At 73.4% G+C, this 26042-nt stretch carries 19 protein-coding genes; 12 read left to right on the top strand and 7 right to left on the bottom strand.

Translation table 11 applies throughout. The features are described from left to right. The first annotated feature begins 91 nt into the window (after positions 1 to 91). From E0F75_RS12030 to E0F75_RS11980, 11 genes are all read left to right on the top strand, one after another. Positions 92 to 724 (top strand): RNA polymerase sigma factor, encoded by a 633-nt coding sequence (locus E0F75_RS12030; RefSeq protein ID WP_187622495.1) that lies wholly within the window; start codon positions 92 to 94, stop codon positions 722 to 724. Further along, positions 721 to 1911, top strand: a complete 1191-nt coding sequence (locus E0F75_RS12025; protein ID WP_374115392.1) for a zf-HC2 domain-containing protein — start codon at positions 721 to 723, stop codon at positions 1909 to 1911. The genes E0F75_RS12030 and E0F75_RS12025 overlap by 4 nt, the downstream gene beginning before the upstream one ends. Further along, positions 1908 to 2705: an ABC transporter ATP-binding protein gene (locus E0F75_RS12020; RefSeq protein WP_187622494.1), complete on the top strand. Its 798-nt coding sequence runs from the start codon at positions 1908 to 1910 to the stop codon at positions 2703 to 2705. Before E0F75_RS12025 ends, E0F75_RS12020 begins: the two co-directional genes overlap by 4 nt. Further along, positions 2702 to 4027, top strand: a complete 1326-nt coding sequence (locus tag E0F75_RS12015; protein ID WP_187622493.1) for a hypothetical protein — start codon at positions 2702 to 2704, stop codon at positions 4025 to 4027. Before E0F75_RS12020 ends, E0F75_RS12015 begins: the two co-directional genes overlap by 4 nt. Further along, positions 4024 to 4635 carry a hypothetical protein gene (locus E0F75_RS12010; RefSeq protein WP_187622492.1) on the top strand — a complete coding sequence of 204 codons (612 nt, stop codon included), beginning with the start codon at positions 4024 to 4026 and terminating at the stop codon, positions 4633 to 4635. The genes E0F75_RS12015 and E0F75_RS12010 overlap by 4 nt, the downstream gene beginning before the upstream one ends. Positions 4636 to 5011: 376 nt before the next feature. After that, positions 5012 to 6448 carry an MFS transporter gene (locus E0F75_RS12005; protein ID WP_187622581.1) on the top strand — a complete coding sequence of 479 codons (1437 nt, stop codon included), beginning with the start codon at positions 5012 to 5014 and terminating at the stop codon, positions 6446 to 6448. A 39-nt stretch (positions 6449 to 6487) separates the two neighbouring features. After that, on the top strand, positions 6488 to 6976 hold the full coding sequence (locus tag E0F75_RS12000) for a pyridoxamine 5'-phosphate oxidase family protein (RefSeq protein WP_187622491.1): 489 nt from the start codon (positions 6488 to 6490) through the stop codon (positions 6974 to 6976). Between the two features lie 187 nt (positions 6977 to 7163). Then, positions 7164 to 7835, top strand: coding sequence for a spermidine synthase (locus tag E0F75_RS11995; RefSeq protein WP_187622490.1), 672 nt, complete (start codon positions 7164 to 7166; stop codon positions 7833 to 7835). Between the two features lie 71 nt (positions 7836 to 7906). Next, a complete protein-coding gene (locus E0F75_RS11990) occupies positions 7907 to 8644 on the top strand; it encodes a response regulator transcription factor (protein ID WP_030207163.1) in 738 nt (245 codons plus the stop codon). A 29-nt stretch (positions 8645 to 8673) separates the two neighbouring features. Then, entirely contained in the window at positions 8674 to 9765 is a 1092-nt protein-coding gene (locus E0F75_RS11985; RefSeq protein ID WP_187622580.1) for a HAMP domain-containing sensor histidine kinase, read from the top strand. A 290-nt stretch (positions 9766 to 10055) separates the two neighbouring features. After that, entirely contained in the window at positions 10056 to 13874 is a 3819-nt protein-coding gene (locus tag E0F75_RS11980) for a multifunctional oxoglutarate decarboxylase/oxoglutarate dehydrogenase thiamine pyrophosphate-binding subunit/dihydrolipoyllysine-residue succinyltransferase subunit (protein WP_187622489.1), read from the top strand. A gap of 138 nt (positions 13875 to 14012) precedes the next feature. On the opposite strand, the gene fxsT is transcribed toward E0F75_RS11980, so the two are convergent. The 7 genes from fxsT to E0F75_RS11945 all read right to left on the bottom strand — a co-directional run bounded on the left by fxsT (position 14013) and on the right by E0F75_RS11945 (position 25756). Continuing rightward, positions 14013 to 17036, bottom strand: coding sequence for an FxSxx-COOH system tetratricopeptide repeat protein (gene fxsT, locus E0F75_RS11975; protein WP_187622488.1), 3024 nt, complete (start codon positions 17034 to 17036; stop codon positions 14013 to 14015). Positions 17037 to 17094: 58 nt separating this feature from the next. Beyond that, positions 17095 to 18393, bottom strand: a complete 1299-nt coding sequence (locus tag E0F75_RS40405; protein ID WP_229312645.1) for an HEXXH motif-containing putative peptide modification protein — start codon at positions 18391 to 18393, stop codon at positions 17095 to 17097. Between the two features lie 168 nt (positions 18394 to 18561). Beyond that, a complete protein-coding gene (locus E0F75_RS11965) occupies positions 18562 to 18759 on the bottom strand; it encodes a hypothetical protein (protein ID WP_143204875.1) in 198 nt (65 codons plus the stop codon). Positions 18760 to 18873: 114 nt separating this feature from the next. Further along, positions 18874 to 22113, bottom strand: a complete 3240-nt coding sequence (locus E0F75_RS11960; RefSeq protein WP_187622487.1) for an SAV_2336 N-terminal domain-related protein — start codon at positions 22111 to 22113, stop codon at positions 18874 to 18876. Between the two features lie 7 nt (positions 22114 to 22120). Continuing rightward, positions 22121 to 23137 (bottom strand): MoxR family ATPase, encoded by a 1017-nt coding sequence (locus tag E0F75_RS11955; protein ID WP_187622486.1) that lies wholly within the window; start codon positions 23135 to 23137, stop codon positions 22121 to 22123. A 121-nt stretch (positions 23138 to 23258) separates the two neighbouring features. Next, positions 23259 to 25307: a trypsin-like peptidase domain-containing protein gene (locus E0F75_RS11950; protein ID WP_187622485.1), complete on the bottom strand. Its 2049-nt coding sequence runs from the start codon at positions 25305 to 25307 to the stop codon at positions 23259 to 23261. After that, a complete protein-coding gene (locus tag E0F75_RS11945; RefSeq protein WP_187622484.1) occupies positions 25304 to 25756 on the bottom strand; it encodes a CU044_2847 family protein in 453 nt (150 codons plus the stop codon). The genes E0F75_RS11950 and E0F75_RS11945 overlap by 4 nt, the downstream gene beginning before the upstream one ends. 94 nt (positions 25757 to 25850) lie before the next feature. Between E0F75_RS11945 and E0F75_RS11940 the strand changes: the two genes are divergently transcribed. After that, positions 25851 to 26036: a DUF6104 family protein gene (locus E0F75_RS11940; RefSeq protein ID WP_010061466.1), complete on the top strand. Its 186-nt coding sequence runs from the start codon at positions 25851 to 25853 to the stop codon at positions 26034 to 26036. The last annotated feature ends 6 nt before the right edge of the window (positions 26037 to 26042 follow it).

The following is a 26042-nucleotide window of genomic DNA, read 5'->3' as shown; positions in this document are numbered from 1 at the left end:
CCCGGACCGACCCACTCCCGAATCGGCACCGGCACCGGCACCGGCACCGGCACGGAGAACCGAACCGGGGCACGCGCGCGATAGAGAAGGCGTGAGACTGTTGCGCCCCGCAGGGGGAGGCCCCTCCGGGGGCGACGAGGACGACACGGCGCTGCTGCGCGCGGTCGCCCGGGGGGACTCCGAGGCGCTCGCCGTGCTGTACGACCGGCACGCCGGCTGGCTGCACGCCCGCCTCGCCCGGCGCTGCCCGGACGAGGAGACCGTACGGGAGGTCCTCCAGGACACCTTCGTCACGGTCTGGCGCTCGGCCGGCGGCCACCGGGGCCGGGGCGAGGCCGGCGGCTGGATCTGGGTGATCGCGGCCCGGCGCCTGGTCGACGCGCAGCGGGCCCGGGCCCGCGCGGAACGCGTCGTGGAACGGGCGGCCGAACACGCCGCCGTGCCCACGGAGCCGTCCGCCGCCGCGTCCTCCGCCGAGGACCGGGTGCTCGCCGGGCTGGAGTACGGGGAGGTGGGCGCTGCCCTCGATCGGATCTCGCCCGAACTCGCCGAGGTCCTGCGGGCGACCGTCGTCGACGGCCTGACGACGCGCGAGACCGCCCGGCTCCTCGGCATACCCGAGGGCACGGTCAAGACCCGCGCCCTGCGCGCCCGCCGCGAACTGCGCGCCGCGCTCGGGGCGGCCCACCCCGGCGGCCCACACGCCTTGGGAGGCACCGCATGACGACACGACGCCCCCCTGTGGACGGCCCCGGGACCCCCGGGCTCCCCTGGCACGTCTCCGACGCCCTCGCGCGCCGGTACGCCGACGGGTCCGCCGCCGAGACCGACGCCTGGTCGCTGGAGAAGCACGTCGAGTCCTGCGCGGGCTGCGCGGGCCGCGTCTCGGCCGCCGTACGGGCCGGAACGGCCGGCCCGGTCCTCGCGAGCGTCCGCGCCGAACTGCTGGCGTCCCTCGGACCCGGTCGGGCGCCGGCGGGCGCCCGGACCGGGCGCCCCGGTTCCCCCGGCCACCGGACCGCACCCGCCGCGTCCCCGGGGCGCCGTTTCGCGGCCTCCGCCTTCCTCGGGCGTCGACCCGAATCCGCCACCGCGCCCGGGCGCGCACCCGAATCCGCCACCGCGCCCGGGCGCGCACCCGAATCCGCCAGCTCGCCCGGGCGCCGGCGCGATTCCGGCGACGCCCCCGGGCGCCGAACCGAATCCTCCGCCTCCCCCGGCAGTCGGCCCGCCCCCGTCGCGCACGCCCCCGCACCGGCCGCGCCCACCCCGTACGCCCCCACCCCCCTCGGCCGGTGGGCCCGGCTCTGGTGGGCCGTCGGGCCCGCCCTCCGCGGGTCCTGGGTCGTCGCCGTGCTGCTGGTCGTCGGCGGGGCCTTCGGGCTCGCCCACGGAGCCGGGGTCCAGGGGGCGCGGAGTCTGCTGCTCGCCCTCTCGCCCGTCCTTCCGCTCGCCGGTGTCGCCGTCTCGTACGGACGTCACGCCGACCCGCTGTACGAGATCACCGCCGCCACCCCGTCCGGCGGGCTGCGGCTGCTGCTCACCCGTACCGCCGCCGTCCTCGCCGTCTGTGTACCGCTGCTGACCGCGGGCGGCGCCCTGCTGCCGCCGGTGGCCGGTTTCCCGGGGGCCGCCGCCTGGCTGCTTCCCGGCCTCGCACTGACCCTGGCCACGCTCGCGCTCGGCTCGTTCGTGGGCTGCCGGGCGGCGGCCGCGACGCTCGGCGGCGGGTGGCTGCTCGCCGTCACGGGTCCGCTGCTCGGACCCGCGGACACGGCCGCCCCGGCCACCGCGCTCGCCCCGTACCTCTCCGGCCCCGCCGCCCAAGGGGGGTGGGCCGCCGCCGCGCTGGCCTGCGCGGCCCTCCTCGCGCTGCGGCGCCGTTCCTTCGACCACCTGGAGTCCCGGTGAACGTCTCGACCGCCGTCGCGGTGAGCGGACTGACCGTCCGCCACCGCCGTACCGTCGCCCTCGACCGGCTCGATCTGTCCCTCGGTCCCGGCGTCCACGGCCTGCTCGGCCCGAACGGCGCCGGCAAGACCTCCCTGATCCGGGTCCTCGCGACTGTCGCCGCACCCTCCTCCGGCCGGGTGGAGCTGCTCGGCGGGGACGCGACCAGTCACCGCGAACGCACCGGCATCCGGCGCCGGCTCGGCTATCTGCCGCAGGACTTCGGCTACTACCCGGCCTTCACCGTGCGGGAGTTCGTGGCCTACGTCGCCTGGCTCAAGGAGGTACCGGTCGCCCGCGTTCCGGCGGCCGTGGAGCACGCGGTGGCTCGGGTCGGGCTCGGCGACCGGATCGACGCGAGGATGAAGACGCTGTCGGGCGGCATGGTCCGGCGCGCCGGAATCGCCCAGGCCATCGTGAACGAACCGGAGTTGCTGCTGCTCGACGAACCGACCGCTGGACTCGATCCGGAACAGCGGGTCGATTTCCGGGCCCTGCTGCGGGAGTTGGGCACGGAGGCGACGGTGGTGGTCTCCACCCACCTGGTGGAGGACGTGGCCGCGGCCTGCACCGACGTCGCCCTCATCGAGTCGGGCCGCCTCGCCTTCCAGGGCTCGACGGCCGAACTCACCGTGCTCGGCGGGGAGTCCACCGACGGGAACGACTCCACGACGCACGCCGTCGAGCGCGGCTACACGGCCGCCCTGCACGCCCACCGGGCCCCCTCGGACGCCGCGAAGGGAGCGCTCCGGTGACCACCACCCTCACTCCTCCCCCGCCGCGCACCGCCGGACGGGCCACCCGCGCGCCGGGGGCCGTTCTCATCGAGCTGCGCCGTGGGCTCGGCCCCTGGACCGGTGTCGCCGTCCTCCTCACCGTCCTCGTGACGATGTACGGCAAGGCGCCCGGCTGGCAGGGCCGTTGGGCCGACGCCACGAACATGCTGCACGTGGCCACCGGGCTGCTCGCCGGACCGCTCGCGCTAGCGGCGGGCTGCTGGCAGGGCGGCCGGGACCGGCGCCGCGGGACGCTGGACCTCTGGGAGTCCGTGCCCCGCTCGCCGCTCCGCCGTCTGCTCGTCGCGGTCGCCCCGTCCGCGCTCTGGCCGGCCGCGGGCGTGGTCCTCGCCGATGCCGTCTGTCTCCTCGCGACCTGGCCGTACGCCTCCGGCGGCCGCCCCTTCCCCGAACTCCTCGCCGCCGACGCGGTCGCCGTCGCCGCCCTGGGCGCGTTCGGTCATGTCGTCGGTCGTACGGTCCGCTGGCGGCTGACGGCCCCGCTCCTGGGCATCGTCGGATACGTCGCACTGGGGGTCGGCGCGTACAGCCAGGGCCCCGCCCGCTGGCTCGGCCCAGCCGCCGAGCACCAGTTCCTCTGGGACCGGCCGGTGTGGTGGTTCGGTCCGGTGTCGATGGCGTGGACGGCCGGGCTCGCCCTCACCGTCCTCCTGGCCTACGGGCTCCGCCGGGCACGACGACCGCTCGCCCTGGTCCCGCTGGCCGTGGCGGTCGCCGCCGCCGCGGTGATCCTTCGCCTGCCGGCGGACGAGGGCCCGTGGCGTCCGGACCCCGCCCTGGCCCGCCCGCTCTGCGACGACGGCACGCCGCAGATCTGCCTCACGGCCGTGGACGAACGCCTGCTGCCGGAGGTGTCGGCGGCGCTCGCCCCGCTCAACGCACGCCTCAAGGGGGTGCCCGGCGCCCCGGTCCGCTGGGTCGGCGGCCCGTTCGGACCCCCTCGCCCCGGGGACGTCGAACTGCCCAACGCGGCGGCTGACGCGGTGCGCGGCCGGCTCCCGCGCCCGGATCTGTATCTGAACTCGGCGGTGTCGTGGCTGTTCTCGGACACGTGCCGGCCGGGTGACAACACCGGTCCGAACGCGGAGCGGGCGAGCATCATCAACCTCGCCGTCATCGAGTGGCTGGCGCCGACACCCGAGGACTACGGCCCCGATCCGACCGCCGCCCAGCCGTACATCGACCGCCTCCGCGCCAAGTCCCCGGCCGCCCAACGCGATTACCTGGGCCGCTATCTGGCGGCGAACACCTGCCACCCCGACGAGGTACCGGTCCCATGAGGCCTTCCTCCCTGCTCTATCTGCGCTCCCGCGCCCTGCCCGGCGCCCTGGCCGCCCTCGCCGGAACGGCGGTGGCCGCCGCCTGGGCTGCCCGGTGGCTGGAGTCACTGCCCGACTTCGACCACACGGCCCGGCTGCCGGTCGTCGTCCTCGGCCCGCTGCTCGCGGCCGCCGCGATCGGCACCAGCCTCCACACGCCGAGCGACGAGCTGGACCGTACGGCGGTACGCGCGTGGTGGCCCCGCCGTCTCGCCCATGTGCTCGCCCCGGCCGTCCTCGCCGTCGTGCTGCTCGCCCTGGCGGTGCCGGGGCACGCGGAGGAGTTCGGCGCGCTCGCCGCCGTACGCAACGCCCTCGGGCTCGTGGGGGTGACGGCGGCCGCCGCCGCCGTCGTCGGCGCCCGGCTGAGCTGGCTGCCGCCGGCCTTCTTCGTGGGCACGGTCTATCTCGCGGCCCCGTCCGCCCCGGGCGGCGGGGCGCAGTGGTGGGCCTGGGTGATGCAGCCGGGCACCCAGGCGGGGGCGTGGACGGTGGCGGTCGCCTCGCTCGTGGCGGGCACGGGCCTGTACGTGTGGCGGGGCGCCCGGCGGGTGACGGGCGAGTCCTGAGGACCCCGCGCGCCGTGAGGTCCGTACCCGCGCCGTGAAGTCGGTGCCACGCGCCGTGAAGTCGGTGCCACGCGCCGCGAGGCCGGTACCCGTGAAGTGGGGTCGGTACCCGTGAAGTGACCGGGTGACTTCGAAGTGCCTTCTTCCCCGATTCTCCGCCGTGCCGCAGGATTTCCCCATCGAGGCGTGGGAATCCCGCGGCACGGCTTTCTCCTTGTGTCGCGGCCTCTTCCGGGCCGGCTTCTCACGCGGACTCCAAGGGAACGCCACGCGCCCGTCGCAGGAATGCGGCCGATTCCCCACGACCATTCCTTCGCGCACAAGGAGCAATTCTGTGTCCACTCAGAAATCCCCGTCGAGCAGCGGTACGGACCGCATGAGCGGGCGCGCCTGGGGCGTGCTGTTCGTGCTGTGCGGCGCGATCTTCCTCGAGGGCATCGACGTGGCCATGCTCAACGTGGCCCTGCCGTCGATCCGCGAGGACCTGGACATGTCGACCGGCATGCTCCAGTGGGTGATGAGCGCCTACGTACTCGGCTACGGCGGGTTCATGCTGCTCGGCGGCCGGGCCGCCGACCTGTTCGGACGCCGCCGGATGTTCGTCCTCTGGCTCGTGGTCTTCCTGCTCTTCTCCGGCCTCGGCGGGTTCGCCACCGAGGGCTGGATGCTGATCGTCGCCCGCTTCGTGACCGGTGTCGCCGCCGCGTTCATGACTCCGGCGGGGCTGTCCATCATCACCACGAGCTTCGACGAGGGCCCTCAGCGCAACAAGGCCCTGCTCGTCTACTCCGGCACCGCGGCCGGCGGCTTCTCGATCGGGCTCGTCGTGGGTGGCCTGCTGGCCGCCGTCGACTGGCGCTGGGTGTTCTTCGCGCCGGTCGCCCTCAGCCTTCTCATCCTGATCGCGGCGATCGCCCTCATCCCCAGGTCGCCGCGCCCGGACCGCACGGGCCAGGGCGTCGACCTGGCGGGCTCGATCAGCGTCACCGGCGGCATCCTGCTCCTCGTCTTCGGCGTCGAGCGTGCCGCGCACGTCTCCGTGGCCTCGACGATCGGCACCGTCGCGGCGAGCCTGGTGCTGTTCCTGGTCTTCGTCGCCGTCGAGCGCAGGTCGTCCTCGCCGCTGGTGCGCCTGGGCATCTTCCGCAACGGTTCGCTGGTCCGCGCCAATCTGGCGGGGCTGCTCTTCGCCGCGGGCTTCTTCGGCTTCCAGTTCATCGCGGTGCTCTACCTGCAGGAGCTGCGCGGCTGGTCGACCCTGCAGACCAGTTTCGCCCTCATCGTCATCGGTGTGGACGCGGTCCTCTCCCCCACCCTCACTCCCAGGCTCGTGGCCCGGTTCGGCAACGCCCGGGTGATCTTCGGCGGTCTGCTCCTCGCCTCGCTGTCGTACGCGCTGTTCCTGCCGGTCGGCGCCGACTGGACGTACCTGGCGATGTTCCCGAGCCTGATCATCCTGGGGCTGGCCTTCTCCCTGGCCTACGGGCCGCTGACCATCGTCGCCACCGACGGCATCGCCGAGGAGGAGCAGGGCGTCGCCGGCGGCCTGCTGTACACGTCCTTCCAGTTCGGCGCCGCGCTGGGCCTGTCCACCGTCGCCGCGGTGAACATCGCGGCCACGGACGGCACCTCGCCGACGGCGCTCCTCGACGGCTACCGGGCCGCCCTGGTCGTGCCGCTCGTCGCCGCGCTCCTCGCCGCCGTCGTCAGCGCCTTCGGACTCCGCGGCAGGGCGAGGGCTGCGGACACCGACGCCGGACCCGTGCCCGCGGATCTTCCCCGTACGGCCGAGCGCGTCGACGCGTCGAGGTAGTTCCTTCCGTCGACCATCGGATGCCGAAAGGAAATCGATATGGCCACACGCGTGGAATCCTTCTCGGAAATCGAAGACGCATTCAACACCTATATCCAGGACATCGTCTACTGCACCATGATCACGGTGGACAGCGCATCGCGCCCCAGAGCCCGGGTGCTGCTGCCCGTCTGGGAAGTGGTCGACGGAAAGCCGGTCGGTTGGCTCGCCGCCTACAAGACGCCCGTCAAGGCGGCGCATCTGGCCGGCAACCCGCACACCACCTACTCCTACTGGAACCCCCGCCAGAACGCCGTGTTCATCGACAGCGTCTCGACCTGGGCCGAGGACCGGGAGAGCAGGCGGTACGCGTGGGACCTCTACCGCGAGGGAAGCCCCGCGGGCGTCGGGTACGACCCCGCCGGATTCTGGCGGGGCGGTCCCGAGGACCCCGGGTACCACGTCCTGCGCATCGAACCGTGGAGGGTGCAGGTGGTCCGCGGCTCGGACCTCGGCAGCCGCATCTGGACGGACGGGACCCGCCGCTGAACGCGGCGCGGGCGGCGAAGGCCGCTCGGCACGGGCGGGGCGAGCGGCGCGGCACGGCGGGGAGTCGGCCACTCGCACGGCCGTCCGATCCCATCTCCCGTTCTCCGAAACGGGTTTGTCCCCACCGCCGTCACCCAGCGAGGATGGCCGGGGACCCACTGCCGAGCCGAGAGCGGAGCGACCGACCGTGCCAGGAACCGTCACCCTCGACCGCCGAGAAGGACCGTACGGAGAGGTCGTGCTCCGCCGTCGCGCGGAGCACTACGAGATCATCGCCAACGGCACCTTCCTGATGGACACCTCCGACGGGCGCTCCGAGCGGCTCCTGATCGACGCGGCGCAGGCCGCGCTCCCCGAGCGGTCCCGCTCCGGCGCGTCCGTCCTCGTCGGCGGTCTCGGCGTCGGTTTCTCGCTCGCCCATGCCGCCGCCGACCCCCGCTGGGGCCGGATCACGGTCGTCGAGCGGGAGGAGGCGATCATCGAATGGCACCGCCAGGGGCCCCTCGCCGCGATCTCCGGGGCCGCGCTCGCCGATTCCCGGACCGTGATCCTGCACACGGACCTGGTGGACCACCTCCACACCTCCCCGGACACCTACGACGCCCTCTGTCTGGACATCGACAACGGGCCCGACTGGACGGTCACCGAGGACAACGAATCCCTGTACGCAGCCGAGGGTTTGGCGGCCTGTGCGGCCCGTCTGAACCACGGCGGAGTGCTCGCCGTTTGGTCCGCCCGGCCCTCCGCCGATTTCGAAGGGGCCTTGCGGAATGCCGGATTCAGCGGGGTACGGACGGAAGAGATCCCCGTTGCCCGGGGCGTCCCCGACGTGGTTCACCTCGGCATCCGTCCCGAGTAAGTCCTGGATAGCCGGGACGCCGCCGGTACCTCTAGGCTGCAGAGCCGACATCGGCGACGCGAGGCGGGGCAATGGAGCAGACACACACCACTCACCACGGTGCGGCGGCCACTCCGGGTGCCCAGCGCCGGGTGCTCGTGGTCGAGGACGACGCCACGATCGTGGAGGCGATCTCCGCTCGGCTCCGCGCCGAGGGCTTTCTCGTCCAGACCGCGACCGACGGCCCCGCGGCCGTCGACGCGGCCGAGGCATGGCAGCCGGACCTGATGGTCCTCGACGTGATGCTGCCCGGATTCGACGGCCTGGAGGTGTGCCGCCGGGTCCAGGCCCAGCGCCCCGTCCCGGTCCTCATGCTGACCGCCCGTGACGACGAGACCGACATGCTGGTCGGCCTCGGCGTGGGCGCGGACGACTACATGACCAAGCCGTTCTCGATGCGGGAGCTGGCCGCCCGGGTGCACGTGCTGCTCCGCCGGGTGGAGCGGGCCGCGCTGGCGGCCGTGACCCCGCGCAGCGGCATCCTGCGCCTCGGCGAGCTGGAGATCGACCACGCGCAGCGCCGGGTCCGGGTGCGGTCCGAGGACGTGCACCTGACCCCGACCGAGTTCGACCTGCTGGTCTGCCTGGCGAGCACGCCGCGGGCGGTCCTCTCCCGCGAGCAGCTGCTCGCCGAGGTGTGGGACTGGGCGGACGCCTCGGGCACCCGGACCGTGGACAGCCACATCAAGGCGCTGCGCCGGAAGATCGGGGCCGAGCGGATCCGCACGGTCCATGGCGTCGGTTACGCGCTGGAGACCCCGGCGCTGTGAGCCGGCGGGGGCCCTGGTGGCCGAGGGAGCTGCGGGGGCCGGACGGCGGCGTACGCCGGCCGCGCCGGATCGTGATCTCGATCAAGACCAAGCTGGGCACGCTGGTCGTCGGGGCGGTCCTGCTGACCTCCGGGCTCGCGCTGGTGGCGATCCGCACGTCCACGGAGTTCCGGTACATCACGATCTTCGCGATGATCGCGACCCTGCTGATCACCCAGTTCGTGGCGCAGTCCCTGACGGCGCCGCTGGACGAGATGACCACGGTGGCCGGGACGATCTCCCGCGGGGACTTCACCCGGCGGGTGCGGGGCGCGGACCGGCGCGACGAGCTGGGCGACCTGGCGTCGACGATCAACCGCATGGCGGACGACCTGGAGGCGGTGGACCGGCATCGCAAGGAGCTGGTCGCCAATGTGTCGCACGAGCTGCGGACCCCGATCGCCGCGCTCAGGGCCGTACTGGAGAACGTCGTGGACGGGGTCTCCGAGGCGGATCCGGAGACGATGCGGTCGGCGCTGAAGCAGACCGAGCGACTGGGCCGGCTGGTGGAGACGCTGCTCGACCTGTCACGTCTTGACAACGGTGTCGTGGCGCTGAGGGCGAGCCGTTTCGAGGTCTGGCCGTATTTGTCCGGGGTTCTGCGCGAAGCGAACCTGGCCGCCTCGCAGCGCGGCCTCTCGTCCACCTCGGGCCTGCACAACCGCACGGACGTGCATCTGCACCTGGACGTGTCGCCGCCCGAGCTGGTGGCGCACGCGGACGCGGAGCGGCTGCACCAGGTGATGGCGAACCTGATCGACAACGCGGTGAAGCACTCGCCGCCGCACGGCCGCGTCACGGTCCGGGCCCGGCGCGGCCCGTACCCGGACTCCCTGGAACTGGAGGTCGAGGACGAGGGCCCCGGCATCCCGGAGTCGGAGCGGCACAGGGTCTTCGAGCGGTTCAACCGGGGCACGGCCCCGCACCGGCAGGGCCCCGGGAGCGACGGCGGCACGGGGCTCGGCCTCGCGATCGCCCGCTGGGCGGTGGATCTGCACGGCGGCGGGATCGGGGTGGCCGAATCAGCACGTGGCTGCCGGATCAGAGTCACTCTTCCGGGCAGCCTCCCTCCGAGAGATTGACGTAGGGTTCGAACCGGAGCAGCTCGTTCTGCGTGTACGTGAGGGAGACCTCCGCGCACGTGAGCGGGAGCTGGTCAGAGGTGCGGTCGAAGGCGGCCGTGCCTGCGCTTCTCCCTACCCTCACACATGCGGAACCACGCTTGTTTCCCGCCATTCACGGCCCCGAAACACCCCGTCAAGTGTGACTTGCGCGACGTTGGCGCTCCCCGCCTGCACCTCTCGGCCGGACAGGCGTAGCCTTTATTTCCGCTGTCCATCACCTTGTGAAGCGGAAGAGGGCGGTTGCCGCCGTGTCGTCTCAGTCCCCCAGTACCCCGAGCTCCCCGACCGACCAGGACGGGCAGGGCAAGAGCCCCGCAGCCGCCTTCGGTGCCAATGAGTGGCTCGTCGACGAGATCTACCAGCAGTACCTCCAGGACCCGAATTCGGTCGATCGTGCCTGGTGGGACTTCTTCGCCGACTACAAGCCCGGAGCGTCGGAGACCCCGACCGCCCCGGCTTCCACCACGCCGAGCGCCTCTGCGGCGCAGCAGGCGGGCCCCGCACAGGCCTCGCCTGCCGCTCCTGCGGCCGTTCCGGCTCCCGCGCCCGCTCCGGTCGCGGCTCCGGCCCCCGCGCCCGCCCCGGCACCCGTGAAGGCCGCCGCGGCCCCTGCCGCGCCGGCCGCCGCGAAGCCGGCCGCCGCCGCTCCTGCCCCGGCCAAGGCCGCTCCGGTCGCCGCCAAGCCGGCCGAGGCCCCCGCGGGCCCCGAGCTGGTCACGCTGCGCGGTCCCGCCGCCGCGGTCGCGAAGAACATGAACGCCTCCCTGGAGGTGCCGACGGCCACGTCCGTCCGCGCCGTCCCGGTGAAGCTGCTCTTCGACAACCGGATCGTGATCAACAACCACCTGAAGCGCGCCCGGGGCGGGAAGATCTCCTTCACGCACCTGATCGGCTACGCGATGGTGCAGGCGATCAAGGCCATGCCGTCGATGAACTACTCCTTCGCGGAGAAGGACGGCAAGCCGACCCTGGTCAAGCCGGAGCACGTGAACTTCGGTCTCGCGATCGACCTGGTGAAGCCCAACGGCGACCGCCAGCTCGTCGTCGCGGGCATCAAGAAGGCCGAGACGCTCAACTTCTTCGAGTTCTGGCAGGCGTACGAGGACATCGTCAAGCGCGCCCGTGTGGGCAAGCTGACGATGGACGACTTCACCGGCGTCACCGTCTCCCTGACCAACCCCGGCGGCCTCGGCACCGTCCACTCCGTGCCGCGTCTGATGCCCGGACAGTCGGTCATCATGGGCGTCGGCTCGATGGACTACCCGGCCGAGTTCCAGGGCACCTCCCAGGACACCCTGAACAAGCTGGGCATCTCGAAGGTCATGACCCTGACCTCGACGTACGACCACCGCGTCATCCAGGGCGCCGCCTCCGGCGAGTTCCTGCGCGTCGTCGCCAACTTCCTCCTCGGCGAGGCGGGCTTCTACGACGACATCTTCAAGGCCCTGCGCATCCCCTACGAGCCGGTCCGCTGGCTCAAGGACATCGACGCGTCGCACGACGACGACGTCACCAAGGCCGCGCGCGTCTTCGAGCTCATCCACTCCTACCGGGTCCGCGGCCACGTCATGGCCGACACCGACCCGCTGGAGTACAAGCAGCGCAAGCACCCCGACCTGGACATCACCGAGCACGGCCTCACCCTGTGGGACCTGGAGCGGGAGTTCGCGGTCGGCGGCTTCGCCGGCAAGTCGATGATGAAGCTCCGCGACATCCTCGGCGTGCTGCGCGACTCGTACTGCCGCACCACCGGCGTCGAGTTCATGCACATCCAGGACCCCAAGCAGCGCAAGTGGATCCAGGACCGCGTCGAGCGCCCGCACTCCCGCGTGGAGCGCGAGGAGCAGCTGCGGATCCTGCGCCGGCTGAACGCCGCGGAGGCCTTCGAGACCTTCCTGCAGACGAAGTACGTCGGCCAGAAGCGCTTCTCCCTGGAGGGCGGCGAGTCCGTCATCCCGCTGCTCGACGCGGTCATCGACTCGGCCGCCGAGTCGCGCCTCGACGAGGTCGTCATCGGCATGGCCCACCGCGGCCGGCTGAACGTCCTGGCGAACATCGTCGGCAAGTCGTACGCGCAGATCTTCCGCGAGTTCGAGGGCAACCTCGACCCGAAGTCGATGCACGGCTCCGGCGACGTCAAGTACCACCTGGGCGCCGAGGGCACCTTCACCGGCCTCGACGGCGAGCAGATCAAGGTCTCCCTCGCCGCGAACCCCTCGCACCTGGAGGCGGTCGACCCGGTCCTGGAAGGCATCGTCCGCGCCAAGCAGGACGTCATCAACAAGGGCGGCACGGACTTCACCGTCCTGCCCGTCGCCCTGCACGGTGACGCGGCCTTCGCCGGCCAGGGTGTCGTCGCCGAGACGCTGAACATGTCGCAGCTGCGCGGCTACCGCACCGGCGGCACGGTCCACATCGTCATCAACAACCAGGTCGGCTTCACCGCCGCCCCGGAGTCCTCGCGTTCCTCGATGTACGCGACCGACGTGGCCCGCATGATCGAGGCGCCGATCTTCCACGTGAACGGCGACGACCCGGAGGCCGTGGTCCGCGTCGCGCGGCTCGCCTTCGAGTTCCGCCAGACGTTCAACAAGGACGTCGTGATCGACCTCATCTGCTACCGCCGCCGCGGTCACAACGAGGGCGACAACCCGCAGTTCACCAACCCGCAGATGTACAACCTGATCGACAAGAAGCGTTCGGTGCGCAAGCTGTACACCGAGTCGCTCATCGGTCGCGGCGACATCACCCTCGAAGAGGCGGAGCAGGCGCTCCAGGACTTCCAGGGCCAGCTGGAGAAGGTGTTCGCGGAGGTCCGCGAGGCCACCAACGCCCCGGCGACGGCGACCGTCCCGGACGCCAAGGCCGCGTTCCCGGTCGGCGTCACCACCGCGGTCTCCGCCGAGGTCGTGAAGCGGATCGCCGAGTCGCAGGTCAGCGTCCCGGAGCGGATCACGGTCCACCCGCGTCTGATGCCGCAGATGCAGCGCCGTGCCGCCTCCGTCGAGGACGGCACGATCGACTGGGGCATGGGCGAGACCCTCGCCATCGGCTCGCTGCTGATGGAGGGCACCCCGGTCCGGCTGTCCGGCCAGGACTCCCGCCGCGGCACCTTCGGCCAGCGCCACGCGGTCCTGGTGGACCAGGAGACCGGCGAGGACTACACCCCGCTGCTCTACCTGGCCGAGGACCAGGCCCACTACAACGTCTACGACTCGCTGCTCAGCGAGTACGCGGCGATGGGCTTCGAGTACGGCTACTCGCTGGAGCGCCCGGACGCCCTGGTCGTCTGGGAGGCCCAGTTCGGTGACTTCGTCAACGGCGCCCAGACCGTCGTCGACGAGTTCATCTCCTCGGCCGAGCAGAAGTGGGGCCAGACCTCCGGCGTCACGCTGCTCCTGCCGCACGGCTACGAGGGCCAGGGCCCGGACCACTCGTCCGCGCGCCCGGAGCGCTTCCTCCAGATGTGCGCCCAGGACAACATGACGGTCGCCATGCCGACGCTGCCGTCGAACTACTTCCACCTCCTGCGCTGGCAGGTCCACAACCCGCACCACAAGCCGCTCATCGTCTTCACCCCGAAGTCGATGCTGCGTCTGAAGGCCGCGGCGTCCAAGGCGGAGGAGTTCACCACCGGCGGCTTCCGCCCGGTGATCGGTGACGCGACGGCGAACCCGGCCGACGTCCGCAAGGTCGTCTTCTGCGCCGGCAAGGTCTACTACGACCTTGAGGCCGAGCGTCAGAAGCGCGGCGACACGGAGACCGCGATCATCCGCCTCGAGCGTCTGTACCCGCTGCCGGGTGCCGAGCTCCAGGCCGAGATCGCCAAGTACCCGAACGCCGCGAAGTACATCTGGGCGCAGGAGGAGCCGGCGAACCAGGGTGCGTGGCCGTTCATCGCGCTCAACCTGATCGACCACCTGGACCTGGCGGTCGGCGCGGACATCCCGGCGGGCGAGCGCCTGCGCCGGATCTCGCGTCCGCACTCCTCGTCCCCGGCGGTCGGCTCGGCCAAGCGCCACCAGGCCGAGCAGCAGCAGCTGGTCAACGAGGTCTTCGACGCCTGATCGTCGTACCGCGTGAGGAGGCCCGGCACCCCCGAGGGGGTGCCGGGCCTCCGGCGTTCCGTCCCGCCGTACGCCGGAGGCACAGGTCAGAGCCGTACGCCGGAGGCACAGGTCAGAGCCGTACTCCGGAGCCGTACGTCAGAGGTTGGCCTCGAAGTCCCAGTACGGGCGGTTGCGCTGGCGGGCCGAGAGGGTGTGCGGGTGCTGGGCGCCGAGCGTCCTGGTGAGGGTGAGCAGGGCGTCCTCCTCCAGCTTCGAGGCCTCTTCGGTCTCGCGCAGTCCGCGCAGGTCGGTGGCGAGCGAGACCTGGCAGGAGAGGGTCAGCGGGTGCTCGTTGCCCATGACGTGCCGGGCCCGGCGCAGGGTGTCCCGGCTGAGTTCCGCGGCGTCGGACACGCGCCCGTTGAAGTTGCGGGCGGCCGTGGCGTTGAGGGCGCAGCCGAGGACCCAGGGGTGGTCGGGCCCGAGCGCGGCGGTGAGTCCGGCGAGCGCCGCCTCCAGCATGGTCATGGCCTCGGTGCGCTCGCCGGCGGACTGCATCACGAGGGCGGTGTTGGCGAGGACGCCGGTGGAGACGGGGTGGGCGGGACCGAGCAGGGCGCGGTAGCCGGCCTCGGCCTCGTTGATGAGTTCGCGGGCCCGGTCGAGGTCCCCGTGTTCACGCAGGTAGTTGGCGTAGTTGGTGACCGCGGAGAGCGTGAGGTAGTGGCCGCGTCCCTGGGCCTGTTCGAGGTGGTCGAGGACGCCGGCCATGACGGCGCCGATGTCGTCCTTGAAGCCGCCTTCACGGCGCCGGCAGAGGGCGAGCTGGCTGCGTGCGTAGAGGGTCTGCTGGTGCTGCGCGCCGAGGATCTTCACATGGAGGCGGACGTTGGCCTCCTGGCGGCCGAGCGCCTCGCGGTACCGGCCGAGCAGCCGGAGGTCCTGGGCGACCGCGTTGTTGGAGTTGAGGGTGGAGGGGTGGTGGGGGCGCAGGATGTTCTCGCAGCGGGAGAGGGTGTCGGCGTCCTGCTCGTGCGCCTCCTGGTAGCGGCCGAGCATCCGCAGGACGACGCCGACGTTGTGGCGGGCGGCGAGGGTGAGCTGCTGGGTCTCGCCGAGGAGGCTCTGCGCCTCGGCGAGGACCTCGCGCTGGAGGCGTTCGGATTCCTTGTACTGGCCGAGGAAGCGAAGGTCGCGGGCGATGCAGATCTTGGACTTGAGGTCGCCGAGCTCGTCGGGGTGGTCGGCCGAGGCGAGCAGGGTGCGGCGGGCGAGATCGAGTTCGTAGGCCTCGCGGAAGCCGCCGCTGCGGCGCAGGATGTCGCCTTCCACGGTGGTGAGTTCCTGCATGTGCGGGGAGAGCGGGTCCATGAAGCCGGTCCAGTTGCCCCGGATGCGTCCGGCGAGGCGGGTGCCCGCCTTGTACTCGCCGCTGCGGTCGCAGTAGCGCAGGCAGTTGAGGACGGTGGTCTGGATGCGCGGGTCGGTGCTGCGCAGTGCCCCGGAGGGCTCCAGGTGGGGCAGCAGCTCGGAGTAGCGGGGCCAGTTGCGGCTGTCCGTCGGGTTCCCCGGGTCGGCCTCGGCGAGCAGCGTACGGACGGCCTTGCGGTGGGCGTCGCGGTGCTCGCCGTCGGTGAGCCGGGAGACGATGTCGTGCACGAGCCGGTGCATGTGGATCGACTCCTGCTGCGGTGCGGCCTCCTCGCTGGTGACGGGGCCGCGGGTCTCCCGGGTGAGCACCGAGTAGTTGACGAGGGTGTCCAGCGCCCGGGTCCAGGCGGGCAGGTCGGTGGCCATCCACCGCAGGTCCTCGGGGAGGGAGGCCTGCGGGTGGGCACGGACGATGCCGAGGGGGATGCGGCCGGGGGCGAAGGAGGCGCAGAGGCTGAGGATGTCGATGGCCTGCGGCTGGGCGCGTCGGAGCCGGTTGATCAGTATCGACCAGGAGGTGAGCGAGGTGTTGGGCATGCCGTCGCCGGTGCTCGGCTCGTCGACGGTGGAGAGCCGTCCTTCGCGGACCATGCGCAGGTACTCGGAGGCCTCCATGCCGGACTCGCCGAGCCAGGCGGCCGCCTGGACGAGGGGCAGGGGTACGTCTCCGAACTCGGCGGCGACCTCGTCGGCCTCGACGGCGGTGATGTGCGGGGCCCGGCGCATGAGGTAGCCGGTGGATTCCGCGCGGTCGAAGTTGCGGACCGGGAGCACGTCGGTGTGTTCGCGCCAGCCGTGGTTCCGGGAGGTGATGAGGACGTGTCCGGGTCCCTGCGGGACCATGACGTCGACGTCCCTGATGTCGTCCCAGCCGTCGAAGACGACGAGCCAGCGGCTGTGCGGGTCGCCGCGGCGGAGGGCTTCGCGGACGGCGCGGATGCGTTCGCCCGGCTCGCTGCCGGTGGGCAGTTCGAGGGAGACGGCGAGTTCGCCGAGGCGGTCGCGCTGGACGTTCCGGTCGTCGGAGCTGACCCACCAGATGACGTCGTAGTCGGAGCTGAAGCGGTGGGCGTACTCGGCGGCGATCTGGGTCTTGCCGATGCCGGACATGCCGAGGAGGGTGTACGCGGCGTTGCCGCGCTCGGCGTCCATGAGCCGTTCCTGGAGCTCGGTGAGGAGGTCGTCGCGACCGGTGAAGCGGGGGTTGCGACGGGGTACCTCGCCCCAGATGTCCGGCGGGGTCTCGGGGTAGCGGACGAGGGCGTTCGGCGCAATCCGGCGGGCGGGGGAACGGCGCGGTTCGATGTCGAGCCTGCTGAGGAGCCGGGCCTCCGCCTCCTCCTCGCCGACGCCCCAGAGGCTGACCGGTTCGAGGACGGCCGTGGAGGGGAGGAGGGTGCGGTTGGTGAGGTTGACGGCGGCGAAGCGGTCGGCCTGGCTCGCGACGAAGCCGCGCAGGACGTCGTTCCATTCGCCGGCCGGCCGGGGGCCGAGCTCGAAGAACCAGTCGTCGAGGACGAGGAGGACCCGGCCGCGGGCGAGGAGCAGGTCCCCGAGGGAGTCCTCCAGGGGGACCTCGCGGGGCGGGTCCCAGCGTTGCAGGGTGGCGCGGACACCGTGGGTGTCGAGGCGCTGGTTGATCCAGGCCGCCCACGGCCGGTGGTAGCCGGGAAAGACGACGAGGACGTGCTCGGGAGCAGCTCTGCCACCGTGGTCCGCCGAAGCGCCGCCCGACCGCTGTTCCGCCATGTGTGCATCTCCCGTCCCGCTCACGCGCAACGCAGTGTCATGTGCCGTGGGCACAGTGTTACGCAAGGGCTCGCCGGCCGGAGCTGAGGCTCGCAAGGTGCTTCCTCATTTGCCGGGCGAACTCCCTTCCCTCATTGGTCAGTTCATCGGATTCAAGCAGTATCGCAAGAGCTTCGACCACCTGATCGTGGACATGGTCGAAACGTTGTGCGGACCGTACGCGCCACTGCTCGGGCACACCGGAGGCGCGGGTGCCCCGGGCCGCCCGGTGCCACAGGTCGGCGAGCGCCAGATGGGCGTAGACCCCCTGGAGGACGCCGGCGACCGGGCGGGCGTCCGTGCGCCAGCCGACCCGGTAGGTGGGGGCCACCCGGTCCGGCGGGTGGGGCCGGTGGAGCGGGACCAGCTCGTGGAGCGTGGCGAGCTTGCTGTGGTGCAGTTCGTGGACCAGGGTCTCGGCCATGTCCGCGGCACCGGCCGAGGGCGTCATGAGGACCGCTCCGGGGGCGGCGCTCAGCGTGGCCCCGATGGCACGCGTCCCGCGCGGGACGAGGGGCACGACGGCGTCGACCGAGCGGCCCACCTCGACGGCCCGCTCCCGGTCGGTCCCGCGCAGCAGACGGCGGGCGGCGGTCCAGCGGTCGGCCCAGCCGGCGTGGTCGGTGTCTGCGTGGTCGGCCGCGGCCCGGGCCGGGATGCCCATGTCCGGCGGCAGCCGGTACGGGTCGAGGTCCTCCAGCCGGGTCGCGCCGCCGGGCAGGGCGCGCAGCCCGCGCCAGCCGGGGCCGCTGCCGGTCAGCGTCCTCGCGGGGCCGTTCGCACGGCGGCGGAGCACGGCGCGGGAACCCGTACCGTCCCCGCCCCCGATCCGTACCGCGCGGGAGCGGGCGTCGATCCGGAGCCGGCCCGCGCCGCCCGCCTCGACCCGGCCGACGCCGGGGAGCGGGAGCGCTCCGCCGGGGACATCGACGACCAGGTCCACCGAGAGCCCGGCGCGCAGGGCGGCGGTGAGGGCGAGGAGTTCGAGATGGGCGAGGTGGCGGTCGAGGCCGGCCCCGAGCGGCTCGGTGAGCGCGGCCGCGAGCCAGGCGCCGGTGGTCGGGTAGTCCAGGACGGCGCGGACGACGTCCGGGCGGGCGCGCTCGGCCCGTTCGAGCAGGAGCCAGCCCGCCTCGAAGCCGCGCAGCACCGCGGGCGCCACCGTCTCGCGGTGACGCTGGACCCGCACCAGGAGGGTCTTGAGCAGGAGCAGCCGACGGGCGTGCAGCCCGGCGCGCAGCAAGGACGCCCCGGCCGGTCCGGGGCGTGTGGTGGCGAGACCCGCGAGAACCACCGGGTCCGGAGGGGCGGCGATCACCCACGGCTCCGGACGCGCGACCGGCCGCCGGGCGGGCCGGACGGGCGACCGAGGGGCGACCGGTCGCCGGGTGGACCGGACGGGCGGCCCAGGGGCGACCGGTCGCCCGTCGTCGATACGGCCGAAAACGATCGCCCCGTACGCTCGTCCCGCGCGTGGACCCGGCCGTCAGCCGATGAACTCGTCCTCTTGCCAGGACTCGACAAGATCCGAGGGGCGGAGCAGCACTCTCTCCACCGCCGCCCCGAGGGCGGCGTCGTCCATGACCCGCAAGGTCCGCAGGTCGACGGCCGCGAGATCGGACAGTTGCGGAGACCTGACGGCATCCCGGCCGACACCGGTCGCCCACCCCGTGTGCTCGAACACTCTCGGCTCCTCCTCACCGACGCTGTCCCCCACGGTCGTAGCGGTGCGGCGGTTCTTCCCGACGCCAGGAGACCGGAAACCCATTCGATTCAACTGCCCCCATGTGCGCCCCCGTTATCCAGCCGTCCAGGACCACCACGGGGGCATGACGCGGCGGCGCTCATCGGAGGTGAGCGGCACCCCCTCCCTCGCCCTGGGGCTCTCCACCCCCGCGAGCAGCGCCCGGGTCCGCTCCACGTCGTCCCAGTCGACCTCCACCAGCTCCCCGGTGAGACGCCGCCACTGCGTCGTCGCCGCGAGCAGCACCGCCCGGGCCCGCGCCGGGCGGCCCATCAGGACGAGCACCGCCCCCTGGCCGTGCAGCGCGCGGGCGCCGGTGACCGTTCCCGGGTCCTCGCCGTGGGCGGCACGGGAGTCCTCCCCGGCGTTGCGGTACGCGGCGAGGGCGTCGCCGATCACCCCGTCCCGCGCGGTTTCGGCCAACTCCAGGCGGACCCTTCCGAGCTGCAGCCACACCTCGGCGCGGTCGCCCGGGTCGTGGGTGCCCCGGAGCGCCTGTTCGAGCACATGGCGGCTCTCGAAGAGGTCGGGCAGGAACCCGGCGCGGTGGAAGCGGAGCGCGAGGACGCTGCCGATCAGGGTGCGCGCCCGCGCGCGCTCGGGCGCTCCGGCGGGCAGTCGTGTGAGGGCCTCGCGCAGGACTCCCTCGGCCCGGTCCACCGGTGCCGTGCCCGTCCCCGCGGCGGCCCGCCGCAGCAGCGACCCGCCCCAGGTGAGCAGGAGCGGTCCGCGCTGCTCGCTGTCGGCGGGGGCGAGCAGGGTGGCCTCCTCGTACGCCGCGTCGGCGGCGACCCCGTCGCCCTCCGTGTCGTACAGCCGGGCGCGTGCGGTGGTGAAGCGCAGCCGCAGGGCGCGCGCGTCGCCGAGGAGGGGTTCGGCGCGGTCGAGCACGAGGCCGATGCGGCCCGGGTCGGCCGTCGCGAGGTGGAGGGCGTCGGCGAGGTCGAGGAGGGCGGCGGCGCTCTCGTGCAGGGTGAGGGCGGCGGTGAGTTCGGTGGCCGCCTCCTCGCCGTCACCGCGCGCGAGGAGCAGCCGGCCGCGCCGCAGATGGAGGGTGTGGCGGGCGGTTTCCGGCCAGTGGTCGGCGTCCTCGGCGAGGGCGGTGAGGGCCGCGTCGAGATGGCCGGTCTCGTCGCTGTCCCGCCATAACGCGTGGTGGACGACGGCCAGTTCGAGCCGGGACTCGGCCCATGCCTCCCCGCCTGCCCTGGCGAGCTCCCCGGCCCTTACGAGCGTGTCGGCGGCCTCGCCGAGGAGCCCGGGGCGGCGGCCGGTGCGGCGGGCGGCGGCGGTGCCGGCCTCGGCGTACAGGGCGCGGGCGAGGACGATGCGGGCCTCGACGGGTTCGGCCGGGAGTGCCGCCTCGGCGCGCTCGCGTGCTCCGGCGAGCAGAGCCGGGTCGGACTGGGCGCGGCCCTGCGCGAGGAGGCGGCGGGCCTCGGTGAGGGGGTCGGGGGTGACGAGGTCGGGGTGGTAGAAGCGGAGTACGCGCGCGGGGATGCGGGCGAAGAGCTCGGTCTCGGGGCCGTCGGGTCCCAGCGGCTCGTCGGTCGCCTCGGTCTCCTCGGGGAGGTCGGCGGCCCGGCCGGGACTCCGGCGGGTCCCCGGGCCGTCTCCGGTCCCGGTGTCGGCCTCGGTGTCGGCGCCCGCGAGGCGCGCGGCGGCGAGCGCCGGGAAGTTGAGCATGCCCTGGCCGAAATTGCGTTCCACGTACGCGGAGCAGTGCTTGAGGACGAGGGCGGCGGCGCTGGGGTCGAGCGAGCCGAGGAAGTGCTGCTGGATGCCGGGCGGATAGCTGAAGCAGGGGTACGGGGTGGGCCCGGGCAGTCGTCGCAGGAGTCCGCTGAGCAGGACCTCGGCCAGCTCCATGGGGCCGGTGTCGGGGAGCATGGCGCGCTGCACGAGCTGCATCACGGGCAGGGTCAGCGGGGCCGCCGCCAGGTGGACGGCGAGCCGGAGCGCGCCGGGGGAGGCCGCGGCCCGGAAGGCGCGCAGGAGGTCGTCGTCGCTCCGTGCGGCGCGGGGGGTCCCGGGCGCGCGCGGCTCCACCGCTTCGGGGGCGAGCCAGGCGGCCCAGCCGCGTACGGCGTTGCCGCCGTGGCCGGTGTGGAGGCGGGTCCAGGAGGCGAAGGCCTCCGGGGTCGGGGTGAGCACGGGGACGGCCCGGCGGCCGGGGACGAGCGGCCCCCAGGGCTCGTCGTCGGAGCGGAACGCGGTGTGGCCGCCCGGGGTGGCGGAGCGCTGGAAGGTGCCGGGCTCGGCGGGGAGCGCGGTGCGCGGCCAGAGGCGCGGCGGCAGCGGCTGGACGAGGGCGAGCGGGGAGTTGCGGGGCCACTGGCGCAGGAAGCGCTGGGCGGCGCCGCGCTGCCAGAGTGGTCCGACGCAGTCGCTGACGACCAGGGTGAACCGGCGGCCGGTGGGGTCGTGGAGCTGGTCGACGGGGCGCAGCCGGGGGCGGCCGTCGGCGCCGGAGGTGGTGGTGACGAGCGGGGGGCCTTCGCCGGTGTCGTAGAGACGGTGCACCTGGACGTCCCGGAAGGCGCCGGACTGCTGGCAGGCCTGGCGGAGTTCCTCGACCATCCGGCTCCAGACGACCATGGCGGGGCCGGTGTCCATGAGGAGCTGGATGTCGGGGCGCCGGCCCGCCGCCGGGCGCATCACGGGGGTGAGGATGCCGGCGGCGGCGCTGCGCTCGGCGGTGGCCTCCTCGTCGAGGACGCCCTCGCCGGGGCGGTGGGGTGCGAGGGCGTAGGCGCGCAGGGGGCGGAGGGCCTTCTGGAGTCCCAGGAGTCCGGGCAGGGCGTTGGCGCCGGGGGCGCGGACGGGCAGGGTCGCGCCCCGGTCCGTACGCCGGTCTCCGCCGGTGGCCCCTGTGTCCCCCGGGGCGCGGGTGGTGTCGGTGGTTCCTGTGCCGTCGGCTCCGGTGCCGTCGACTCCGGTGCCGTCGGCGACTCCTGCTTCCCCGGCTGCTCCCGTGGCTCCCGTGGCTCCCGTGGCCATGTGAAGGGAGACGGAGTCGCGGGGGCCGCCCGGCCCTCCCGCCGCTCCCCCGTCCTCGCCCGCGGCACCGGCTACGCCGCCGCCCGGGTCCCGGCCGTCGGCGGAACCCTCCCCGGCCTTCTCCCGCCGAGGATCGCCCGGCGGTCCCTCCGCCCCTTCCGGCCCCTCCTGATCCGGGGTGGGGCCGGGAAGCCATTGGGACAGCCAGAGGGCGTCCGCGACGTCCTCGGCGGTGGGGTCCTGGCCACCGGCCCGCAGTCTGCGGGTGAGTTCCTCCAGATGCATCCGGTGCATCCGATCGTCACCTCGGCTGATCGAGCGGTTGCATGAGCATGTCGGCGATGCGTTCCCTGGTGACCCGTTCGGCGCGGGAGGCGTGCTGGGTCAGATAGAGGGCGTTGAGGAGCTGGTCGGTGGCGATGACCTCGCCGGGCTCGCGGTTGAGGAAGCGCTGGACGAGGCCCTGCTCCCCGTCGCCCGCGGCGGTCTCGCTGCCGAGGTGGGCCTCGATCATCGCGCGGAGCTGGTCCTCGCCGGGCGCTTCGAGCTCCAGGCGGATGCAGCGGCGCAACAGGGCGGCGGGGAAGTCCCGTTCGCCGTTGGAGGTGAGCACGATGAACGGGAAGGTGGTGCAGCGGACCCGGCCGCCGAGCACGGCCACCTTGCGGCCGTCGTCGCTGAGCACCTCGACGACGGGCTCCCGGTCTGCGAGCCGCTCCAGCTCGGGAATGGCGAACTCGCCCTCCTCCAGGGCGTTCAGGAGGTCGTTCGGCAGATCCAGGTCGCTCTTGTCGAGCTCGTCGATGAGCAGCACCCGTGGCTGCTCGGAGGGGAGCAGCGCGGTGCCGAGCGGGCCGAGCCGGATGTACGAGCCGATGCCGGCCGGCGCCGCGGCGGCCGAGCCGGGCGATCCGGCCTGGGCGCGCTCCAGCTGGACGTCCTGGAGCCGGCCGATGGCGTCGTACCGGTAGAGCCCGTCCTGGAGGGTGGTCCGGCTGACGATCGGCCACCGGAGCACCCGCCCGAGGCGCAGTTCGTGGGCGACGGCGTGGGCGAGGGTGGACTTGCCGGTGCCGGGGTTGCCGGTGACGAGGAGCGGACGCCGCAGGTACAGCGCGGCGTTGACGGCGTCGGTCTCGGCGGGCCTGGGGTGGTGGTTCTGGACGAGTCTGCGCTTGACGCCGAGCCGCCGGTCGGAGCCCGCCAGGGTGTCGTCGGCGCTGCCCGCGGAGAAGTCGCGCCAGGGCGGCGGGGCGGGCAGCCGCTGTATCTCGTCGTGCGGAAGACCGGCACCACGGTAGATCCGCCAATCGTTCACGATGGACTCCTCCTGGCTGTGGTGTCGATGCCGGGTCCGTCGACCGTACCGCCCGCGAGCGGGGCCTGCCGATGGCTTAATCGGACGGATCGCGGGGCCGTCGTCCCGGTGGGCACTCCGGTCACTGCTCCCCCTCCCCCAGCAGCTGCGGGGGCTCCAGACGGCCGCCGTGCGGAGGCCGGTCGGGCGGGTCCAGGATCAGGGCGATGCTCTCGGCCCACGCGTACGCGGCCAGCGCCTCGGGGCCCGCCGCCCGGTCCGACGCGCGCGTGCGCAGGGATCTGACGGGTCCTCGGACGTCCCAGGCGGTGGGGGCTGCGGAGATCAGCCGGTCGGCCCGCTCGTGGAACTCCGCGCAGTCGGTGTGGTCGTGGGCGCCGGTCCGCCAGAGGGCGAGCGGATGCCCGGCGGCGAGCGCCGCGTGCATCGCCATGAGCCCGTCGCCGCTGCCCACCCGGCCGCAGTACACGGGAACGGTGCCGCCCTCGGCCTCCCGCAGCCGGTCGTACGTCTCCGCCCAGGTCTCCCGGCGTACGCGCGCGGTGTGGGCGTCCGGGCCCGCCCCGGGCACCTCCGCGCGCAGCGGGGCGGCTCGGAGCGGCCCGCTCTCCGCCGCCTCCCAGCGCTCGCGCCATTCGGGGGCCGGTTCCCGGTCGTAGCGGCGGCGGTCGCGGATGACGACGAACCTGCGTTGGCCGAGGGTGGTCGCCCAGGCGTCCTCGGGGCCGCCCTGGGGCGGCTCCAGCCGCCAGGTGTCGAGGGGTTCGTCGAAGAGTTCGAGCGGCAGCACCGCCTCCACGGCGGCCAGGTGCCGTCCGCTGTCGCCGCGCCGCAGGGCGTCCGCGAGCGGCTCGCGCAGGGCCTCCCTGAGCTGGGCCCGCTCGACGCCCCGCTCGTCGAAGTGGAGCGGGCTTACCGTGTGCCCGTCGAGGAGGAGCTTGACCCGCCACGGGTAACGCCGGTCGTAGATCGGGGGGTCGATCTCCAGGAGGACGTCGGCACGCGCGCGGGGTTCGCGTACGGAGAGGGGCGCCGGCCGGCCGGGGCTGACGAGCCGGTCGATCTCGCGCCGGAGGTGCCGGTCGGCGTCGCCCGACTCGTCGACGATCCAGTGGGTGAGGTCCGCGGTGTCGACCCGCTCGCCGTACCGCCCGCGCACGTGCCGGGCGACATGGGCGGCGTACAGGAGCACCGCGTCCAGTTCGAGGTCGCGGACGCCGTCCCTGCGGGGTGCCCGCAGACCGCGCAGGAGTCCCGCGCCCTCGCTCCACGTGCGCGGGTCGTCCTCCAGGGCGTCCGGCAGTTCGTCGTCCCTGATCCAGGCCTTGACCTGGTCGATGAGGTCCATGATCTCGCCGGGCGCGGTGGGCGCGGGCAACTCGGCGAAGTGTCCGTACAGCTGGGTGCGCAGTCCCGGACTGACGCCCGTGGCGCCGGTGAGACGCCCCTGTGTCCGGGTCCAGTCGGGCCGGTCGTCGAGGGAGCGGTAGCGGGCGAGGTGGTACCGGTCGTGGGCGCGCAGCGCCTCGCCCATCGCCTCGCCGCCGGGGAGGTCGTGCAGCCGGCGCAGCGCGGTGACGGGGACGACGGCGCCGCCGTCGCGGCCGCGTCCCTTGTTGAGGCCGACGACGGCGCCCTGCTGGTGGTCGACGACGGGTCCGCCGGAGCAGCCCTCGACGGGCATGACCCAGTCGGTGATGAGCGCCTTGCCGTCCGTGCCGATCAGGGTGCCGTGGACGTGTCGGATGCCGAGCTCGCCGGTCTCCCGTGACCAGCCGTGCAGTCCGACGGAGGCCGGCGGGACGGGCGGGCGCTCGCCGAGGCGCACACAGGACGCCTTCTGCGCGCCGGGCACGCGGACGAGCGCGATGTCGGGGAAGGCCCACCGGTCCGGCGGGTCGTCGGGCCGTTCGGGGCGCGGCAGGGCGAGCACGACGGTGCCGGTGGTCTCCCGGGAGGTCTTTCCGTCCTCCCAGGTGATGCCGACGGCGGGCTCGCTCCTCCACACCGCGCTTCCCCCCTCGGCCACGACATGGGCGCAGGTCAGCACCCAGCCGGGGGCGATGAAGAAGCCGGTGCCCCAGTACCGGTCGCCGTGCGGGTCATACCCGCAGTCGGGAGCGGCGATGCGTACGAGTGCGGGGCGCACGAGAGCGTCGAAGGCGCTCATGCGGGCTCATCGGCCGCCGGGTCCGGTGTCGAGGGGTCGGGTGCGGGCGGCCGGGGTGCGGGAACGGCCGCGGGATCCGCGGCGGAGTCCGGCGCGGGACCGGCGTCGGCCCCGGCGGCCCGGCCCGGTTCGGTCCAGGTCAGGGAGACGTTCACGGAGGCCTTGCCCGAGCCGTCGGCGAGGACTCCGATCACCTTGCCGGACTGCGCCGACAGTTCGATGCCGAAGCTGACGGCTACCTCCACGGACCCCTGCGGGTCGAGCCCGGCCCGCAGCGAGCCGACCACCCCGCGCACCACGTCCGTGAGTCCGCCGGCCATCGAGACCACCCGGTCCTTGACGCCGGTGTCCTGGAACCCACCGCCCCTGCCGAGTTCCTGCACGTCACTGACCCGGGCCCACACGGGCGTGCCGTCGTCCAGCCGAATACGCGCGATCCCGTGCGTCACAGCGCCCCCGCTCCCCGAAACGATGATGAGGAAGGCTAGTCGGTGGGACTGACGGGCGACAGGGGACGTGAGGTGTTCGGCCTATCCTGAACGCATGTACTTCACCGACCGTGGCATCGAGGAACTGGAGAAGCGGCGCGGCGAGGAGGAGGTCACCTTCGAGTGGCTCGCCGAGCAGCTGCGGACGTTCGTCGATCTCAATCCCGACTTCGAGGTGCCGGTCGAGCGCCTCGCGACCTGGCTGGCCCGTCTGGACGACGAGGACGACGAGGACGAGTAGGGCCCG

The sequence above is a fragment of the Streptomyces sp. CB02980 genome, assembly GCF_014451325.2.
GTDB lineage: Bacteria > Actinomycetota > Actinomycetes > Streptomycetales > Streptomycetaceae > Streptomyces.
Note: the sequence above shows the minus strand (reverse complement) of the source record. Positions and strands in the feature narration are given on the sequence as shown.

What these genes read in the sequence shown, in the direction of transcription:
- fxsT (WP_187622488.1), bottom strand. Translation starts at nt 17,036, where the DNA reads ATGGCGGAACAGCGGTCGGGCGGCGCTTCGGCGGACCACGGTGGCAGA.
- E0F75_RS12010 (WP_187622492.1), top strand. Translation starts at nt 4,024, where the DNA reads ATGAGGCCTTCCTCCCTGCTCTATCTGCGCTCCCGCGCCCTGCCCGGC.
- E0F75_RS12000 (WP_187622491.1), top strand. Translation starts at nt 6,488, where the DNA reads ATGGCCACACGCGTGGAATCCTTCTCGGAAATCGAAGACGCATTCAAC.
- E0F75_RS11950 (WP_187622485.1), bottom strand. Translation starts at nt 25,307, where the DNA reads ATGAGCGCCTTCGACGCTCTCGTGCGCCCCGCACTCGTACGCATCGCC.
- E0F75_RS12025 (WP_374115392.1), top strand. Translation starts at nt 721, where the DNA reads ATGACGACACGACGCCCCCCTGTGGACGGCCCCGGGACCCCCGGGCTC.
- E0F75_RS11960 (WP_187622487.1), bottom strand. Translation starts at nt 22,113, where the DNA reads ATGCACCGGATGCATCTGGAGGAACTCACCCGCAGACTGCGGGCCGGT.
- E0F75_RS11940 (WP_010061466.1), top strand. Translation starts at nt 25,851, where the DNA reads ATGTACTTCACCGACCGTGGCATCGAGGAACTGGAGAAGCGGCGCGGC.
- E0F75_RS12005 (WP_187622581.1), top strand. Translation starts at nt 5,012, where the DNA reads ATGAGCGGGCGCGCCTGGGGCGTGCTGTTCGTGCTGTGCGGCGCGATC.
- E0F75_RS11990 (WP_030207163.1), top strand. Translation starts at nt 7,907, where the DNA reads ATGGAGCAGACACACACCACTCACCACGGTGCGGCGGCCACTCCGGGT.